Origin of the sequence: Anaerofustis sp. NSJ-163 (assembly GCF_024135845.1) — a bacterium.
GTDB classification, from domain to species: Bacteria; Bacillota; Clostridia; order Eubacteriales; family Anaerofustaceae; genus Anaerofustis; species Anaerofustis butyriciformans.
In genome coordinates this window covers 338426-356026 of record NZ_JAMYJV010000003.1, presented here as the reverse complement: position 1 = coordinate 356026, position 17601 = coordinate 338426, and the positions used below count along the sequence as shown (strand labels likewise).

The 17601-nt window shown below is 29.4% G+C and carries 16 protein-coding genes and 1 other RNA gene; 8 read left to right on the top strand and 9 right to left on the bottom strand.

What is annotated here, in order from left to right:
* Window positions 1–7: 7 nt before the first annotated feature.
* Window positions 8–916, bottom strand: a complete 909-nt coding sequence (gene murB / locus M6G78_RS05130; protein ID WP_138269268.1) for a UDP-N-acetylmuramate dehydrogenase — start codon at window positions 914–916, stop codon at window positions 8–10.
* Between the two features lie 15 nt (window positions 917–931).
* Window positions 932–1828: a DMT family transporter gene (locus tag M6G78_RS05125; RefSeq protein ID WP_138269267.1), complete on the bottom strand. Its 897-nt coding sequence runs from the start codon at window positions 1826–1828 to the stop codon at window positions 932–934.
* 283 nt (window positions 1829–2111) lie between these two features.
* Between M6G78_RS05125 and M6G78_RS05120 the strand changes: the two genes are divergently transcribed.
* The 6 genes from M6G78_RS05120 to M6G78_RS05095 all read left to right on the top strand — a co-directional run bounded on the left by M6G78_RS05120 (window position 2112) and on the right by M6G78_RS05095 (window position 8190).
* A complete protein-coding gene (locus tag M6G78_RS05120) occupies window positions 2112–3797 on the top strand; it encodes a CoA-disulfide reductase (protein ID WP_253229798.1) in 1686 nt (561 codons plus the stop codon).
* Between the two features lie 235 nt (window positions 3798–4032).
* Window positions 4033–5403: an MATE family efflux transporter gene (locus tag M6G78_RS05115; protein ID WP_138269265.1), complete on the top strand. Its 1371-nt coding sequence runs from the start codon at window positions 4033–4035 to the stop codon at window positions 5401–5403.
* A gap of 165 nt (window positions 5404–5568) precedes the next feature.
* An RNA gene (gene ffs / locus M6G78_RS05110) (signal recognition particle sRNA large type) lies at window positions 5569–5834 on the top strand.
* 26 nt (window positions 5835–5860) lie between these two features.
* The gene (locus M6G78_RS05105; RefSeq protein WP_138269264.1) at window positions 5861–6763 is read left to right on the top strand and encodes a DMT family transporter; all 903 of its coding nucleotides are present in this window, start codon (window positions 5861–5863) and stop codon (window positions 6761–6763) included.
* A 177-nt stretch (window positions 6764–6940) separates the two neighbouring features.
* Window positions 6941–7591: a YitT family protein gene (locus M6G78_RS05100; RefSeq protein ID WP_138269263.1), complete on the top strand. Its 651-nt coding sequence runs from the start codon at window positions 6941–6943 to the stop codon at window positions 7589–7591.
* A gap of 86 nt (window positions 7592–7677) precedes the next feature.
* Window positions 7678–8190, top strand: coding sequence for a VanZ family protein (locus M6G78_RS05095; RefSeq protein ID WP_253229797.1), 513 nt, complete (start codon window positions 7678–7680; stop codon window positions 8188–8190).
* Window positions 8191–8218: 28 nt separating this feature from the next.
* Here M6G78_RS05095 and M6G78_RS05090 read toward each other — a convergent pair whose 3' ends face one another.
* On the bottom strand, window positions 8219–8395 hold the full coding sequence (locus M6G78_RS05090) for a DUF4250 domain-containing protein (RefSeq protein WP_138269363.1): 177 nt from the start codon (window positions 8393–8395) through the stop codon (window positions 8219–8221).
* A 1-nt stretch (window position 8396) separates the two neighbouring features.
* On the bottom strand, window positions 8397–9287 hold the full coding sequence (locus tag M6G78_RS05085; RefSeq protein WP_138269362.1) for a DMT family transporter: 891 nt from the start codon (window positions 9285–9287) through the stop codon (window positions 8397–8399).
* A 120-nt stretch (window positions 9288–9407) separates the two neighbouring features.
* Between M6G78_RS05085 and M6G78_RS05080 the strand changes: the two genes are divergently transcribed.
* On the top strand, window positions 9408–10091 hold the full coding sequence (locus tag M6G78_RS05080) for a metallophosphoesterase (protein WP_253229796.1): 684 nt from the start codon (window positions 9408–9410) through the stop codon (window positions 10089–10091).
* Window positions 10092–10148: 57 nt separating this feature from the next.
* On the opposite strand, the gene M6G78_RS05075 is transcribed toward M6G78_RS05080, so the two are convergent.
* From M6G78_RS05075 to M6G78_RS05065, 3 genes are read right to left on the bottom strand one after another with little or no spacing between them, the layout of a single operon-like run.
* The gene (locus M6G78_RS05075; protein WP_253229795.1) at window positions 10149–12029 is read right to left on the bottom strand and encodes a fructose-specific PTS transporter subunit EIIC; all 1881 of its coding nucleotides are present in this window, start codon (window positions 12027–12029) and stop codon (window positions 10149–10151) included.
* Between the two features lie 7 nt (window positions 12030–12036).
* The gene (gene pfkB / locus M6G78_RS05070) at window positions 12037–12939 is read right to left on the bottom strand and encodes a 1-phosphofructokinase (RefSeq protein WP_138269359.1); all 903 of its coding nucleotides are present in this window, start codon (window positions 12937–12939) and stop codon (window positions 12037–12039) included.
* Window positions 12939–13688 carry a DeoR/GlpR family DNA-binding transcription regulator gene (locus M6G78_RS05065; protein ID WP_138269358.1) on the bottom strand — a complete coding sequence of 250 codons (750 nt, stop codon included), beginning with the start codon at window positions 13686–13688 and terminating at the stop codon, window positions 12939–12941. The genes pfkB and M6G78_RS05065 overlap by 1 nt, the downstream gene beginning before the upstream one ends.
* A 338-nt stretch (window positions 13689–14026) precedes the next feature.
* On the opposite strand from M6G78_RS05065, the gene M6G78_RS05060 reads away from it, so the two are divergent.
* Window positions 14027–15778: a 3D domain-containing protein gene (locus M6G78_RS05060; RefSeq protein WP_253229794.1), complete on the top strand. Its 1752-nt coding sequence runs from the start codon at window positions 14027–14029 to the stop codon at window positions 15776–15778.
* Between the two features lie 23 nt (window positions 15779–15801).
* Here the strand turns inward: M6G78_RS05060 and M6G78_RS05055 are convergent, their stop codons facing one another.
* Together M6G78_RS05055 and M6G78_RS05050 are read right to left on the bottom strand one after the other, a co-directional pair.
* Window positions 15802–16281, bottom strand: coding sequence for an ACT domain-containing protein (locus M6G78_RS05055; RefSeq protein WP_138269356.1), 480 nt, complete (start codon window positions 16279–16281; stop codon window positions 15802–15804).
* Between the two features lie 14 nt (window positions 16282–16295).
* Window positions 16296–17537, bottom strand: coding sequence for a homoserine dehydrogenase (locus M6G78_RS05050; RefSeq protein WP_253229793.1), 1242 nt, complete (start codon window positions 17535–17537; stop codon window positions 16296–16298).
* Between the last annotated feature and the right edge of the window lie 64 nt (window positions 17538–17601).

Genomic DNA, 17601 nt, shown 5'->3' with positions numbered 1-17601 from the left:
ATACCTCCTAAGAATCTTTACCTATGATTCTTACTTCTTCTTCAAGCATTACGTTATATTTATTGTATACTTCCTTTTTCACATAATCAATAACTTCAAGAATATCTCTGCTTTTAGCTTTATTTTTGTTAACAATAAAACCTGCGTGTTTTTCGCTTACGTAAGCATCACCTACATGGAAACCCTTAAGTCCTGCATCATCAATAAGTTTTGCTGCAATATATCCTTCAGGTCGTTTAAAGGTACTCCCCGCTGATGGTTCCATTGGCTGAGCATTTACTCTATACTCTTTATTTTCTGCCATTTTATTTTTAATCTTTTCCGTATCGCCTTTTCTAAGTTTTATTCTTGCCGAAAGAACAACATATCCTTTTTCTTCAACATTACTGTGTCTATAACTCAAATCAAGCTCATCAGGTAAAAGCACTTTTATATCTTTTCCATCAAAAACAGTAACATCAACCAATACATCTTTTAATTCTCCACCATGGGCACCGGCATTCATAAAAACGCCTCCCCCAAGACTTCCGGGGATACAGCTTGCAAACTCAAAACCTTCAAGTTCGTTTTTTAAAGCCTCGTTTGCAATTAAAGCAAGAGAAACTCCAGCATCTGCTTCTATTATATTATCTTTAACAGATAAATTTTTCATCATAGAAGTACTTATAACAACTGAATCTATTCCTCCATCTTTAACAAGAACATTACTTCCTCTTCCAAGAACACTATATTCTATATTATGTTCTTTAAGATATTTAATAAGTTCAACTAAATTTTCACTGCTTAAAACATTTATGTATAATTCAGCTTCTCCACCACTTCTAAATGTAGTGTGTTTTTTCATCGGCTCGTTTAACAAAACATTTTCTTCACCGACTATTTTTTTTATTTCTTCAACAAAAATTGTATTTATCATAATTCTCCTTTAACATTACTCTTTTAAAGTTTTTCTCTTTAAAAATTCAAATTTTGTTTCCGCTAAAATTAAAGCTGTAAATATTATAACAGCACCTACAAGCATTTGCATAGAAAAAACTTCATTAAGGAAAATAATACCTAATATAGTTCCAAATACACTTTCCATACTCATAAGTATTCCTGCATGTGTAGGAGAAGTATATTTTTGAGCAACATTTTGAATAAGGAAAGTAACAGCCGAAGCAATTACACCTAAATAAAGTAAAGTAGGAATAGTATTTCCTGTTATGTTAAATGTTGATATTTCCCCGTTAAAAAGTAAAAGTACAAATGCAAATACTCCCGCAAAAAACATCTGCATCATACAAAGTATAATAGGATCCTCTCCTTTTGAAAAATGTCCAACAAAGAACACATGGAAAGCCCAAAATATAGAACCTATAAGAGTAATGCCGTCATAATAATTTATACTAAATCCTTCCTTTGGATTCATAGTAAGGAAGAATATTCCTATTATCATAAGAAAAGCTGCAATAAAATTATGCTTTTCAGGTTTATTTTCACCTATAAACATTGCAATAAAAGGAACTATTGCTACATATACCGCAGTTAAAAAAGCACTTTTACCTGCTGGTGTTTCCACAAGTCCATAAGTTTGGAATGCAAATCCAAGAAAAAGAACAAATCCTATAATTATACTTTTATATATTGTAGATTTTTTTATCAAATTAAGTTTTTTAATGTTAAAAATAAAAAGCGTTACAAATGCTATTAAAAATCTAATAAATATTAGTTGAATTCCTGTTAATGAATCCAATGTATTTTTAGTAAATATAAATCCACTTCCCCATATTAATGCCATAATTAAAAGTGAAAAATCGGCAAGCATTGATTTATTTTTTATTTCCATATTTTTACCCCTTTAATAAATAATATCCGCTTAATTATAGCATAAAACTTTAGTTCTAAAAAGTTTATATTTAATTATTTACTTGTATATTTCAAAGTTTCATTTTTCTTTCATAATTTATTTAAATAGATATTTTAATTATTTTATATAAATTTCTTTTATATTGTAAAACATTAATTACATTTTTTATAAATAATAAATTGCTTATGTGATTAAGTCACCGAAATAAATTTTATTTTAATATATAATTAATTCATAAAATCAAAGGAGAGAAAATATTATCATGAAAAATATTGTTATTATAGGAGGAGTTGCGGGCGGAGCAACTTTAGCTGCAAGATTAAGAAGAAAAGAAGAAAATGCAAATATCATCATATTTGAAAGAGGAGATTATATATCTTTTGCAAACTGTGGACTTCCTTACTATATAGGAGATGTAATAAATCAAAGAGCAAATTTACTTTTGGAAACACCGGAAGCAATGAAAAAAAAATTCAACATAAACGTAAAAATAAAAAACGAAGTAATAGAAATAGACAAAAACAACAAACAAGTTAAAGTAAAAAATTTAATTACAAATGAAGAGTATTATCAAAAATACGATAAACTAATTATTTCAACTGGGTCAAGTCCTATAAAACCTCCTATTGAGGGAATAGATAATGAAAAAATATTTACTTTATGGAATATAAACGATACTGACAAAATAAAATCTTTTATTACTAACAATAAACCTAAAAAAGCAAGTGTAATAGGAGGAGGCTTCATCGGACTTGAGATGGCAGAAAATCTTAAAAGACAGGGAATTGATGTATCCATAATAGAAATGCAGGATCAGGTTATGGCACCTCTTGATATTGAAATGGCAAATCTTCTCCATGAAGAAATAATATCAAAAGGCATAAATTTAATTTTAAAAGATGGAGTAAAAGCTTTTAAGGAAGAAAAAGAGCAATTAAATATTTTACTTCAAAGCGGGAAAAAAGTAGAAAGTGATATGGTGCTACTTTCAATAGGGGTAAACCCAAATAGTTTGCTTGCAAAAAATGCAGGAATTTCACTTAACAAAAAAGGTGGAATTATCGTTAACGAACATATGGAAACATCTGAAAAAGACATATATGCCATAGGAGATGTTATTGAAGTAGCAAACTTTATTTCTAAAGAAAAAACAATGATACCTCTTGCGGGTCCTGCAAATAAACAGGCAAGAATATTGGCTGATTATATAACGGGAGACAACAAAAAATACGAGGGGACAATGGGAACTTCCATTGCTCAAATATTTGACTTAAATGCCGCTTCAACAGGGCTTAACGAAAAACAACTTAAACAAGCGGGAAAAGAAAAAAATAAAGATTATCTCACAATAATAATAAATCAAAAATCTCATGCAGGATATTATCCAAATGCAAACTTTATTACTTTAAAAATGATTTTTGATAAAAAAGGTAAAATATTCGGAGTACAAATAGTTGGAAAAGAAGGTGTAGACAAGAGAATTGATGTTATGGCTACGGCAATGAAATTAAATGCAACAATTTATGATTTACAAAATCTTGAACTTGCATATGCTCCTCCATTCTCATCAGCAAAAGATCCTGTAAATATGCTTGGATATGTAGCAGAAAATGTTCTAAACAATATGGTAGATTTTATAGAATATGATGAACTTGATGAAATGATTAAAGAAGGTAAAGATGATTTTATCATTTTAGATGTTACAGAAGACTTTGAAAGAGCTATGTATAAAATTGATCCTTCTTATCATATACCTCTTGGACAACTGAGACAAAGATGTTTTGAACTTAACAAAAACAAAACAATAATACCATATTGCAAAATAGGGGTACGTTCTTACAATGCCGCAAGAATACTTAAAGAAAATGGGTTTAAAAATGTTCAAGTTCTATCGGGAGGTACAGACTTTTACAAATCAATGCATTATAAAAATAACTATATCAAATAAAATATAAAAAAAGTCCTTTGAATAAATCCAAGGACTTTTCTTTGATTTTATAAATATTCGTTAAAAAGTTCGTTTAAATCTTTATATTTAAATCGCAGAACAAACAAAACAATGAAATCTATTGTTTATTACCTATAACTTATATATAAATTTAAAACAAATAAGCATTCCTTTTTTGTAAAAGCAATGTAAAGGTATATAATAGAATTATAAATAATAAACCAAAGGAGGAACAATGAATAATACAGCAAACTTTGGCGAAGGAAGTGTGTCAAAACATATACTAAAACTTGCAATACCAATGACAATGGCACAACTTATAAACCTTCTTTACAACATGATAGACAGAATTTACATAGGAAGAATACCACAAACAGGAACACTTGCCCTTACTGGACTTGGGCTTTGTTTTCCGATAATCATGATTGTAACGGCATTTACAAACTTATTCAGCATCGGTGGAACTCCTTTGTTTTCTATGGAAAGAGGCAGAGGGAACGATGAAGAAGCAGGTAATATAATGGGAAATGCTTTTGTAATGATGATTATCGTTGCTTTATTTCTTACAGTAATAGGAATCACTTTTCATAAACCTATATTATATTTATTTGGCACAAGTGACGCAACATATCCCTTTGCAAGTGCATATATAATTATATATCTGCTTGGAAATATTTTCGTAATGACTAGCCTTGGAATGAACAGTTTTATTAATGCACAAGGTTTCGCAAAAATAGGAATGTTAACATCTCTTTTTGGTGCAGGAGTAAATATAATACTTGATCCTTTCTTTATATTTTATCTAAACATGGGTGTAAAAGGTGCCGCAACTGCAACTATTATATCTCAGTTTCTTTCTAGCATATGGGTACTCCATTTTTTAACAAGCAAAAAAGCTCTCATAAAACTTACAAAAGAAACAATGAAATTAAAATTAAACAGAATAAAAAAAATTATAGGTCTTGGAATGTCGGGATTTATTATGGCCGTTACTAACAGCACCGTACAAGTAGTATGCAATGCTACCATACAAGTATACGGCGGTGATTTATACGTAGGTGTAATGACCATACTAAATTCCATCAGAGAAATATTCACTCTTCCCGTAATGGGGCTTACAGACGGAGCAGGGCCTATACTAAGTTATAATTACGGAGCAAAAAAATACGACCGTTTAAAAAAAGCAATAAAATTCATGTGTATAACATGTATTTTATATACTTTCATAGCATGGTTTGTGGTAATAGAATTTCCGGATATATTTATAAAAATATTCAATCATGACCCAAATTTAATTTCAAAAAGCATACCTGCTATTGAAATTTACTTCTTTGGATTTTTCATGATGGCTCTTCAATTTGCAGGACAAAAAGTCTTTGTATCCCTAGGAAAATCAAAACATGCGGTATTCTTTTCGATATTTAGAAAAGTTATCATTGTTGTACCTTTAACTATTATTTTACCAAAATTCTTTTCTTACCATGTAAACGGAGTATTTTGGGCTGAACCAATATCGAATTTTATCGGAGGAGCGGCCTGTTTCATAACAATGCTTCTAACGGTACTTCCTGAAATCAAGAAAAATGAAATAAAAGATATAAATTAAAAAGCAGAGCCCCCTCTGCTTTTTAATTCAAATAGAACAAATAATCACATAAAATTATAAATATATAAAATTTCAATATTTTATTTATATACCATATTTAATATATAAATATTATTCTTCCCTTTCCCCTTGACTTAACCTTTTAAAAAATTTATAATTAATAAGCCACACTAAGTGGGGAGTTAGCGGTGCCCTGTACTTGCAATCCGCTATAGCAAGACCGAATTCCCGCTTTGAGGCTGATACAATTAAGGTTAGCACTCCTTTATGGATGTTGAGAATTGGGCTTCGTGCAATTATACCTTACAAACTCCATCAGGTGCGAGAGCAAGCAGTGGTAAGTAAGTGCTATGATGTGCCCCGAAATCACCTGATTTGAGTCTATACTCGGGTAAGCACTTGATTCTATCATGTCGATGGTGGGTGTGTGGCTTAAAATTTAATAAGAGTTTAGGCAATGAATAATAGTAAAAAATTTTATATCATATTAATTCTTTCTGTTCTTTTTGCAAATACGGCAGTAATCTTTACAAGAAATGCATTAAGTTATGGAGGTATGCCTATAATAATCGGGTTCTATAGATTGAGCTTTTCTGCTCTTATTATGGTTCCTTTTGTTTTTTATAGACAAAGAAATCATTCTTTAGACCTAAAATGGCATAACCTAAAATACTGCTTGCTTGGCGGTATTTTTATGGCTCTTCATTTTTTTTGTTATTTTTCTTCACTTATGTATACAAATGGTTTTATATCAACTATCACAGGTGCACTACAACCTATAACAATAGCCATTGCATCATATTTTCTTTTTAAGGAAAAAATAAATAAAAAAGGCATAAATGCAATGATTATTGCTATTTTAGGTCTTATTTTCATAGGAATATTTACCTTACTTAGTTCAAAAGAAGGCGGTTCTTTTATTGGATTTGTTATCTCTTTATTTACTGCATTGTTCTTTTGTGCATATCTTTTATGTTCAAAGAAAGCACTTAAAGATATAGAGGAATATACTTTCCTCTTTATTTTGTTTAGTGTTTGCAGCATAGTATTAGGTTTAATTGCCATAATTACCAAAACTCCTTTTACAGGTTATCCAAAAGAAATGTATTTAAACTGTTTTGGTTTATGTATTTTCTGCACAATGCTTGGACATGCAATATTTAATATTGCAGTTAAATATGTTTCGGCAACAACCGTAAGTGTAATAAATCTTTTAGGACCTATCTTTGCAGCCTTTTATGATTATATTATATTTTCACAAAAAATATTCTATTATCAAATTATCGGAGGAATAATAATTTTCATAGGTGTTTATATATTTTTAAAAAGCAAAGCATTAAACAGCCAAACACAATCATAATAAATTAATATTCAATTACAATTAAACGTTTTACATAATTTATCTATACGAGCAAAATTATTGTAAACGATGAAAATATATTAAACTATATTATATTTTATTACTTTTTATTCCATAAACTCATAAATTTTGATATAATTGATTTATAATATATTAAAAAAAGGAGTTGATAATTACATGGCAAAAGAAAGTTTATTTAAAAGATATCTTGTTTTCATTATCGGAGTTATTATAAATTCCTTTGGTATTGCTTTTATTACAAAAGCAGCACTTGGAACATCACCTATTTCCAGTCTTCCTTGTGTATTAAGCCTTAAATTTACTCCTACTCTTGGAGAATTTACATTTATAATGAATATGTTATTTATTATCATACAAATTATTCTTCTTCGTAAAAATTTTCAAATCATACAACTTTTACAAATAGTGGTTAATATAGTATTTAGTTTATTTATCGATATAAGCATGAATATGCTTTATTTTTTAAACCCACAAACTTTTATAACAAAAGGAATATTTTTAATTTTAGGATGTGCAATTCTTGCTTTCGGAATTACTCTTGAAGTTTTACCTAAAGTTATTATGATTCCGGGAGAAGGAATAGTAAGCGCAATATCAACCGTAACTAAAAAAGAATTTGGAACAATTAAAGTAATATTTGATGTAACATTAATGTCAAGTGCTACAATTTTATCTTTTCTATTCTTTAGAGGAATGAACGGTATAGGAATTGGAACTATAATATCAGCTGTATTAGTAGGACTAATCGTTAAATTTTATCATAGATACTTACCTTTCCTAAATAACATCTTCCCTTCTTTAAATTAACTTTACAATTCATACAATTTTAATTTTTTCTAAATATTATCCTAAAAACTTTTTGTTATATTACTAGCAAAAGGAAGGATAATATTATGAAGAAATTATCATTATGGAATATTCTATTATTTTTATTAATAATTTTTTATGTTTATTTTTTATTTTCTCAAATTTTATTTAAGTATGTAACCCCTGTTGAGCTTTTTTCTTATAATAGATATTTTTCAAGAAGCATTAATTTAATACCCTTTAATGACTTGTTTAATGGAATAGTAAACAGACTAGACTTAACGGGAAACATTATTTTATTTTTTCCATTTGGTATTTTATACAATATAAAAAGAAAAAAATCTTATTTTAATAACATTGTTGTATTTTTAATATCGAGCTTTAGTTTTGAGATACTACAATACATCTTAGGAATTGGGGCAAGTGATATTACTGATATTATACTAAATATACTAGGAGGATTACTTGGTGTAGTATTTTATAATATATTTACAAAAATATTAAAAAAAGAAACAGCAGATAAAATAATAATAGTCCTTGCTACCATTTTAATGGTTTTTGTAAGTTCCATTTTATTATTACTTAAATTATATAATTAAAAGCCAAACTAAATAGTTTGGCTTTTAATTATTCAAAACAATTTCTTTCTTTATTATATTCATACCCTACACTTGAAAGTTTATTTATTATTTCTTCTTCATCTACTGATAAATCCATACAAAGCTCATGCAAATTTGGATAAAAATCTCTTAATTTTGTATTTATAAAACTTAAAAGTATTATTGGGTCTTTTGGTAAATCCATTTTATTTCTCCTTTAACATTATTTTATTATTGTTATATAAAAACATTATTATTGATGCAATACATATTATTACATATCCAACTACGCTTAACATATCCGGAATTTGTCCTAAAAAAACAAAGGACAAGAACGTAGCAAAAATAATTTGTGAGTAGTCATATATTGAGATTTCTCCCGCAGGTGCATAAGTATATGCTGCCGTTATAAAAAACTGCCCTCCTGAGGCTGCAAGCCCTGTCAATAGTAAAATAAATATTTGATATACACTCATTGGAGTAAATTCAAATATTAAATAAGGAAGAGATACAAGACATGAAAAAGCAGAAAAGAAGAAAACTATAAAAGGTCCTTTAACACCTTGAGTTCCAAGCTTTCTTACATATGTATAAGCAATACCTGCACACATCCCTCCCATTGTACCTATTAAAGCAGGGAAAACAGGCATTCCCGTAAATCCAGGTTTAATTACAAAAAGAGCTCCTACAAATGCAATTAATACACATAATGCTTGAAATGGCTTAATTCTTTCGTTTAAAATAAAATAAGAAAATATTATTACAAAGAAAGGTGAAAGTTTATTAAGCATTGATGCATCACTTACAAGCATATGGTCTATTGCATAGTAATTGCAAAAAATTCCTATGGTTCCAAATGTAGCTCTTAGAACTAAATCTAACCTAGACCCTTTTGGCATTTCAAATTTTATCCCGCTTTTGCGAAGTAAAAATAAAGCTATAAAAAATGCTATAAAATTTCTAAAAAAACTCTTTTGAATGAAAGGCAGATCTCCTGCCATTCTTACAAAAACGTTCATTGCAGCAAAGCAAAAGGAAGATAAAATAATAAACATAACTCCTTTGTTTTTATTAGATAATTTTGATAATATATTCATTAAATATGTCCTTTCCATTAAATACATTTATATCCAATTTGTTATTATAGCATTTATAACAAAAGATAACCATAAATAATTGAAAGGATTTATATATTTACGATTAAATGAGGTATAAATATGATATACGTTACAGGAGACACCCATATTCCCCTTGATATAAAAAAACTGGAAGAAAAGTATTTCCCAGAACAAAGAGATATGACAAAAAATGATTATTTAATAATATGCGGAGACTTTGGGGGAATTTGGGGAAACGGAAGAGGAGATAATTTTTATCTTAACAAACTTGAAAATAAAAATTTTACTACACTATGGGTAGACGGAAATCATGAAAATTTTGATTTACTGAAAAGATATAAAGTTACAAAATGGATGGGAGGCAATGTTCAATTTATAAAGCCAAGTATAATCCATTTAATGAGAGGACAAGTTTATACAATAGAAGATAAAAAATTCTTTACTTTTGGTGGAGGAAACTCCATAGATAAATCAATGAGAGAAAGCGGAAGAACCTGGTGGGCTGAAGAAATGCCAAATAAAAAAGAATATGAAGAAGGTTTAAAGAATTTAAAGTTACATAATTATAAAATAGACTACATAATAAGCCACACCGCACCTTACTCAATAAATAAAAACATCTTTAAGAAAGGTTTAAAAGACGAATACAAATTAAACAAATATCTTGAAAAAGTCGAAAAACTTTGTACGTTTAAAAAACATTATTTCGGACATTTCCATGAAGATATGGATATTGATGATAAACGCATTGCTTTATATAAAAGAATTTTACCGATTTTATAATTAACTTTATTATAATAAAAAAGCTCGGCATATACCGAGCTTTTTTATATTTAGGTTTTATTTATCATGAACAGGTTTTTTTAGTATAGCAAGTAAAGCCATTCCCACAAAAGACCCTATTGCTAACGCAAGTATATAATATAAAGGATTTCCAATTATGGCAATTACCCAGAATCCACCGTGAGGAGCACGAAGTGTACAGTTAAATAACATTGATAAACCGCCTGCAACACCAGCACCAATAGCACATGATGGAATTACTCTAAGTGGATCCGCAGCTGCAAATGGTATAGCACCTTCAGTAATAAATGAAAGTCCCATTACATAGTTTGTAAGAGCAGAACTTCTCTGTTCTTTAGGGAATCTATTTTTAAAGAAAGTTGCACAAAGAGCTATTGCAAGAGGAGGTACCATACCACCAATCATAACTGCTGCCATAATATCATAACTTCCTGTTGTAAGAGATGCTGTACCGAATACATATGCAGCCTTATTGAAAGGACCACCCATATCGATTGACATCATTGCACCAAGAATTACACCTAAAATTACTTTTGAAGATTCACCCATTGCATTTAATCCGTTTGTCATTGCTGTATTTAGTAAAGATACAGGAGGATTTACTACAAAAGTAATGATAGCACCGATTAATAATACACCAAGTAGTGGATAAATAAGTACAGGTTTCATTCCTTCTAAACTATGAGGAAGTTTTGAGAATACTTTTTTAAGGAATATCATCAAATATCCTGCAATAAATCCGGCAAGTAAAGCTCCAAGGAAGCCTGAACCACCTGCATTTGCAAGAGCACCACCAACAAAACCTGTAACAAGTCCAGGTCTATCTGCAATACTCATAGCGATGAAACCTGCTAATATAGGAAGCATAAATCCAAATGCTGTATCACCTATTGTTTTTAAGAATGCTGCAAATGGAGTGTTTGTTCCGAATGTATCAGCACCAAGACTTGCATCATCAAATAAGAATGCAAGAGCAATTAGAATACCACCACCAATAACGAAAGGAAGCATATGAGATACACCATTCATAAGGTGTTTATAAATTTGTCTACCGATACTTTCTTTTTCTTCACTTTCAACTTTTACTTCTCCGCTATGTTCATAAACAGGAGCATTTCCGTTCATAGCATTTGTTAAAAGTTCTTCTGCTTTATTAATTCCGTTTGCAACTTTTGTTTGAATAACTTTTTTACCGTTAAATCTTGCCATTTCAACTTGTTTGTCGGCAGCAACGATAATACATTTTGCATGTTCTATTTCTTCACTTGTAAGTTTATGTTTAACTCCGCCTGAGCCGTTAGTTTCAACTTTTACTTTAATGCCCATTTTTTCGGCTTGTTTTTCAAGTGCTTCAGCAGCCATGTAAGTATGAGCAATACCTGTTGGACAAGCTGTTACGGCAAGTACATCATAGTAACCATCGTTACTTTGATCTTCTTCTTCAGCTTCTTCTTTGAATTTTTCTTTTTCAGCTTTATCAATCATTGCTAAGAATTCATCTTTATCTTTTGCATTAATTAAACTTTGTCTGAAGTTTTCATCCATTAATAATGTAGAAAGTCTACTTAATACTTCCAAATGTACGTTAGCATCTGTATCAGGTGCAGCAATCATAAAGAATAAATAAGCATCTTGTCCGTCTAAAGACTCAAAGTTTAAGCCGTCTTTTATTACCATTGCACTTAAGCCTGCTTGTTTTACGGCTTTATTTTTTGAGTGAGGAATTGCTACTCCTTCGCCGATTCCTGTTGTTCCTTGCGCTTCTCTTGCAAGAACACCTTTTTTGTATTCTTCTTTGTCTGATATATTGCCTGTTTTATCCATTAAATCAACAAGAAAATCTATTGCTTCTTGTTTATCTTTAACTTCAGGGTTAAGGGCAATACCTTCTTTTTTTAATAAATCAATAATCTTCATTTTCCCTCTAAAGCTCCTTTAATAATTCTTCTACTTTTTCTTTTGTAGCTATTGATTCTGAAAATGCACTTGCACTTCCTGCTGCACTTCCGAATCTTAAAGCTTCCTTATAATCTTTATTTTTTAAATACCCATAAATAAATCCTGCAACCATGGAATCTCCAGCCCCTACGGAATTTACTACCTTTCCTTTTGGAGTATTTGTTTTGATAACTTCATTTTCCTTGGTAACAAGGATTGCGCCGTCTGCAGCCATTGATACAAGCACGTTTTCAGCACCCATTTCTTGAAGTTTCTTTGCATATTCCACAATTTCTTCATCAGAATTTATCTTAACATCAAAGAATTCTGCCAATTCATGATGATTAGGTTTAATTAGAAACGGTTTATATTTTAGTACATTTTTAAGTAAATCCTTTGTTGCATCTACAACTACATGAACATTCTTTTCACTTAGTCTTTTCATAATTTGTTCATATATATCATCATCTATAGATGAAGGAATACTTCCTGCCAAAACCAAGATATCGTTATCTTTTAACGTATCTATTTGATTTAAAAGTTTTTGCAAATCTTCTTTGTCAATATTAGGACCTTTTGCGTTTATTTCGCTTTCAATATTTCCTTTTATTTTTACGTTTATTCTTGTTAAACCTTCTTTTAACTCTATGAAGTTTGTTTTAATATTTCTTTCATTTAATTTATTTACAAGTTCCCTGCCTGTAAATCCTGCAATAAAACCAAGGGCAACATTTTCTTCACCAAGTTCGCTTAACATGGTAGAAACATTTATTCCTTTTCCCCCTGGATTTAAAAATTCATTTTCACATCTGTTTACATTACCGCTTTTGAATTCGTCTATAATCATTACATAATCAAGCGCAGGATTAAATGTAACTGTATATATCATTATTTTGCCTCCATTATTTTTGTTTTTTCCATAAATAATTCATCAACGGAATTAGAAGTAATAATTGTTGCTTTATCTAAACTTGAAAAAGTAATTGGGGCAATTTTATTAAATTTTGAGCTGTCTGTTAAAATAAATGCATCTTTACATTTTTTTATAGCAGCTTCTTTTATAAGCCCTTCACTTTCTTTATATGTTGTATATCCGGCATTTAAATCAATACCGTTTGTTCCAAAAAAGCCTTTTGTAAAGTTGTATTTTTGTATGCTTTTTACAGATTCACTCCCAACTACAGATCCTGTCATTTCTCTTGTTTCACCTGCTAATATAAAAACTTTGTAACCAAGCTTTGATAAATTTAAAGCATGATAAAGACCGTTTGTAACAAACGTAACGTTTTTTGCACTTATGTGCTTAATCATTTCTCCTGTTGAAGTTCCTGCATCAATATATACAAAATCATTTTCTTCAATTAAAGATGCGGCAAATTTACCAACAGTGTCTTTTTCTTCCTTGTTTATGTTTTCCTTTTGACTTATAGGCTCTTCTTCAATAACAAATCTGCTACTTGTTATTTTTGTTGCACCACCATGAACTTTTTTAAGTTTCCCCATTTTATCTAAAGCATTAAAATCTCTTCTTGTTGTTGCATCAGAAGAATTTAATCTTTCAGTAATTTCTTTTACTGTAACAATGCCTTTTTCTTCTAAAATTTCTAAAATTTTTTCATATCTTTTTTCTGTCAGCATATTATCACTTCCTTTTTATAAGCGTATAATATCACCACTTTTGTTTATTGTCAATCATTTTTAATCATTTTTAATCAAAAATAATCAGTAAAATTTTACTTATATTGATAAATATGGTTTTATTTTTTATTTTTTGTTTAGCTACAATATTTATTCATTCAAATATAATTAAATTTTTATAAATAAAAAAATATTTATTTATAAAACCACAAATATATATACCACATAATATAGTGGTGGTATATTTTACATACCCCTAAAATGCTTTAAAATTTGACAAAAGCCTACAATTAATGTATATTTGATATACAAAAAATCTTTAGAAGGATTGATTAAATATGAGTAAATTTAAAAATAATTTTTTGGATAAGATTGATAAAATCAAACAACCGAAAAACAAAGTTAAATTGAAAAAAAATAAAATTAAAAATGAATCTTCCTTAGATGACAAATTGACATTAACTTTAGATGATTTAAATTCTGAAAATAACTACAAAGAAAATATTGACCTTGATAAAGATGTTAATTTAGCTTTAGAAGATTTTAACGAAGAAGAATTTATTAATGAAGTTTCAAACACATCTTCAAACTTGGAAAATACAAAAGAAGATATTTTTAATGAAGAAACCTCTATTTTAGAAGACAATCTTCAAACAAAAGAAGAAAACTTTGAAACGGAAGAATTTAATCTTCAAGATTTAAAAAGTACAATTACATCAAATGATAATATTGTTAGTAAAGTTACAAAGGAAGATAAAACTGAAGAAGTATTAAATGAAGATAAAGAAGAACTTAATTTAATACAAGAAAACAGCAAAAATCATAAAGAAGAAATTAACGTAGTACAGGAAAGTAATAATAAAGCCAATGAAAATAATACTACAATAAATTCTGAAGAAACTAATTTAATAAAAGACTCCCTTGAGGAAATAGACGACGATACTTTAAAGGCAAAGAAATTAATTGAAGAAGAGAATATGGATGTCATCGAGGCTTTAGATCATTTAGACAAGCTTGATGAGCAAAAAGATTTTGTTAATGAAAGTAAACACAAAAGAAAAATAAAAGCCTACTTAAACAAAAAACTTATTCCTTTATGCATATGTTTCTTTATTACCGCAATGATAGGTGTAAGCGCAATTCTTATTAGTATGTCGACAATGACTGTTAGTATAATAGTTGATGATGACGATCCGGTTACGGTTAAACAAATCGGTTCTCTTACAACGGCAGATGCTTTAAGCATTGCAAAAATTACCCCTTCAAGCACCGATACAATTTCTAAATCTCTTGATGCAAATTTAAAGGACAATGATGTAATAAAAATCACAACAGCATCAAAAGTTCTTGTAACAGACGGAAGCGAAATTGTTAAAGTAGATACAGGGCTTATAAATGAAAATGCCATTATAGAACAAGCCGGATTTGAAGTATCAGATGGTAAAAAAGTTTCAAGTATTGTGCATGATAACACTTCCGTTTATGCAGTTTTAGATGAAAACCAAAAACTTGTAAACAAAACAGAAAAAGTTAAATATAAAACAATATATAAAGAAGTAGACACTTTGGACGGCGAAGATGAAAAAGTTGTTCAAAAAGGTAAAAATGGTAAAATTAATTACATAAGTGTTGTTACAACAAATTCTAAAGGTGAAGTTGTAAAGACAAAAAATTTAACAAAAACAGTTGAAACAAAAGTTCAAAACAAAATCGTAGAAGTTGCAAAAGATTCCGATGATACCATACTTATAGCTGAAAATGGCGGAAGCGCACCGGTAAAATATAATCAAAAAATTACGGTTGAAGTTACAGCTTACTGTGCATGTGCAAAGTGCTGCGATGTATCTACGGGAATTACAGCAAGTGGAACACGTGCAACAGCAGGAAGAACAATCGCCGCATGGAGCGGATTACCATTTGGAACAAAAGTATACTTCCCTGCTCTTTCAGGTAACTCTAACGGAGGAGTATACGTAGTAGAAGACAGAGGCGGAGCTATAAGTTCAGGTAGAATTGATATTTATTTCGACTCTCACTCAGCCGCTTTGGCATTTGGAAGAAGAACAATGGAAGCATATATACTTCAATAAAAAAAGACCTTTAAGGTCTTTTTTTATTCAACTTCAAATTCTTTATAAATTTGTTTTAAAGCTTCTTTTGCTTTATCTTTTTCTATTACACAAGAAATTTTTACTTCGCTTGTAGAAATCATTTGAATATTTACGCCTTTTTCATATAACGCTTTAAAAACTCTGCTGGCTACTTGAGTACTTGCAACCATACCGGAACCTATAACTGATAATTTTGCAACTCCTTTATCATAAAGTACTTTTGTAGCACCAACTTCAATTGCGAAATCACTTGTTATTTTAAAGGCTTTTTCAAATTCATCTGTTGGAACCGTAAAAGTAATATCATTTACTTGGCTTCTGTTTACATTTTGAGTAATACTTTCGATTTTAATTCCTTCATTGGCAATATTACTAAATAAATTAAATGCAATACCCGGTTTATCAGGAACTTCCATTACAGATATTTTTGCGATGTCTTCATCAACTGTAATTGCTTTTATAATGCTATCATCTTTTCTCATATTTAATTCTCCTCCTATAATATATCATCGATTATTCTAGCATAAAATACATCTTCAGTAACATGGGATAATCTATCACACAACGTACTCATAAATTCTCCTGTTATTTCTTCCGTAACCAAGAATATTTTTCCGTCTTCATAAGATAGATTAATGTTGTTTATATTTCTATACACTATATCAATAGCTCTTGAAAATTCTGTTTCATTTTCCACGGAAACTCTTAAATAGAATTTATTTTTATATCTTTCTATACCGCAACTGTTATACTGATTTCCAAATTTTAAATGTGTATAATCATGTACAGATTTTGTTAGAACCTTTATTACATCAGCAACAACGGCATTAGCAGTTGCTTCTTTACCGGCACCCCTTCCAAGGAAAGAAAGCTGTCCGATTATATTACCGTTTATATTTATAACGTTATATTCATCATTTACATTGCTTGTAACAGAATTCTTACCGATTAATACAGGAGTTACTGTTGCTCCAAATGTATTATCATCATATAATTCGCTTTCAGCCATATATTTAAAAACATATCCCAGTTCATCGGCAGTTTTTATATCAGATAAACTTATGTTTCTTACACTTCTTGTGCATACATCATCGTTGTCTATATATGCACCGTAACATAAAGATGAAAGAATAGTAAGTTTTCTCGAAATATCAAAACCGTCAACATCAGCTGTCGGATCTGCTTCGGCAAACCCCATATCTTGAGCTATTTTTAATACTTCATCAAAGTCCATTTCATCTTTTGTCATTTTAGATAAAATAAAATTTGTTGTTCCGTTTAATATACCTTGAACTTTGTTTATTTTATTTATTTTTATTGTATCTATTATAGATTCAATAATAGGGATTCCTCCGCCTACACTTGCTTCAAAAAGCAATGTAACTCCGTTTTCTTTTGAAAGATTTAGAAGTTCTTCCATGTGTTTTGATATAATTTCTTTATTTGCGGTAACAACATCTTTTTTCTTCATTAAAGCTTTTTTAATTGCAGGATATTCTTGTTCATAACTACCCATAACCGCAACTATTAAAGATATTTCATCATCTTCTAAAATATCATCTGGATTACTTGTCAAAAGCTCGCTTGGAATACCTTCTCTTTTTTTAGATGTATCTCTGACTAAAATCTTTTTAATTGTATAGTCGTCTTGTTCGAAGAAGTTCCCTTTTTTTTCATTGATTATTTCATATACTCCGGTTCCAACGGTTCCGCATCCTAACAATCCTATTTTAGACATTACTTTTACTCCTCTTCTTAACTGCTTTTATATATGTACTAAAATCTACGGCTTATTAAAAGCC

What these genes read in the sequence shown, in the direction of transcription:
- M6G78_RS05090 (WP_138269363.1), bottom strand. Translation starts at nt 8,395, where the DNA reads ATGGATTTACCAAAAGACCCAATAATACTTTTAAGTTTTATAAATACA.
- murB (WP_138269268.1), bottom strand. Translation starts at nt 916, where the DNA reads ATGATAAATACAATTTTTGTTGAAGAAATAAAAAAAATAGTCGGTGAA.
- M6G78_RS05085 (WP_138269362.1), bottom strand. Translation starts at nt 9,287, where the DNA reads ATGAATATATTATCAAAATTATCTAATAAAAACAAAGGAGTTATGTTT.
- M6G78_RS05060 (WP_253229794.1), top strand. Translation starts at nt 14,027, where the DNA reads ATGAGTAAATTTAAAAATAATTTTTTGGATAAGATTGATAAAATCAAA.
- M6G78_RS05095 (WP_253229797.1), top strand. Translation starts at nt 7,678, where the DNA reads ATGAAGAAATTATCATTATGGAATATTCTATTATTTTTATTAATAATT.
- M6G78_RS05100 (WP_138269263.1), top strand. Translation starts at nt 6,941, where the DNA reads ATGGCAAAAGAAAGTTTATTTAAAAGATATCTTGTTTTCATTATCGGA.
- M6G78_RS05075 (WP_253229795.1), bottom strand. Translation starts at nt 12,029, where the DNA reads ATGAAGATTATTGATTTATTAAAAAAAGAAGGTATTGCCCTTAACCCT.
- M6G78_RS05055 (WP_138269356.1), bottom strand. Translation starts at nt 16,281, where the DNA reads ATGAGAAAAGATGATAGCATTATAAAAGCAATTACAGTTGATGAAGAC.
- M6G78_RS05105 (WP_138269264.1), top strand. Translation starts at nt 5,861, where the DNA reads ATGAATAATAGTAAAAAATTTTATATCATATTAATTCTTTCTGTTCTT.
- M6G78_RS05050 (WP_253229793.1), bottom strand. Translation starts at nt 17,537, where the DNA reads ATGTCTAAAATAGGATTGTTAGGATGCGGAACCGTTGGAACCGGAGTA.
- M6G78_RS05120 (WP_253229798.1), top strand. Translation starts at nt 2,112, where the DNA reads ATGAAAAATATTGTTATTATAGGAGGAGTTGCGGGCGGAGCAACTTTA.
- M6G78_RS05125 (WP_138269267.1), bottom strand. Translation starts at nt 1,828, where the DNA reads ATGGAAATAAAAAATAAATCAATGCTTGCCGATTTTTCACTTTTAATT.
- M6G78_RS05065 (WP_138269358.1), bottom strand. Translation starts at nt 13,688, where the DNA reads ATGCTGACAGAAAAAAGATATGAAAAAATTTTAGAAATTTTAGAAGAA.
- M6G78_RS05080 (WP_253229796.1), top strand. Translation starts at nt 9,408, where the DNA reads ATGATATACGTTACAGGAGACACCCATATTCCCCTTGATATAAAAAAA.
- pfkB (WP_138269359.1), bottom strand. Translation starts at nt 12,939, where the DNA reads ATGATATATACAGTTACATTTAATCCTGCGCTTGATTATGTAATGATT.
- M6G78_RS05115 (WP_138269265.1), top strand. Translation starts at nt 4,033, where the DNA reads ATGAATAATACAGCAAACTTTGGCGAAGGAAGTGTGTCAAAACATATA.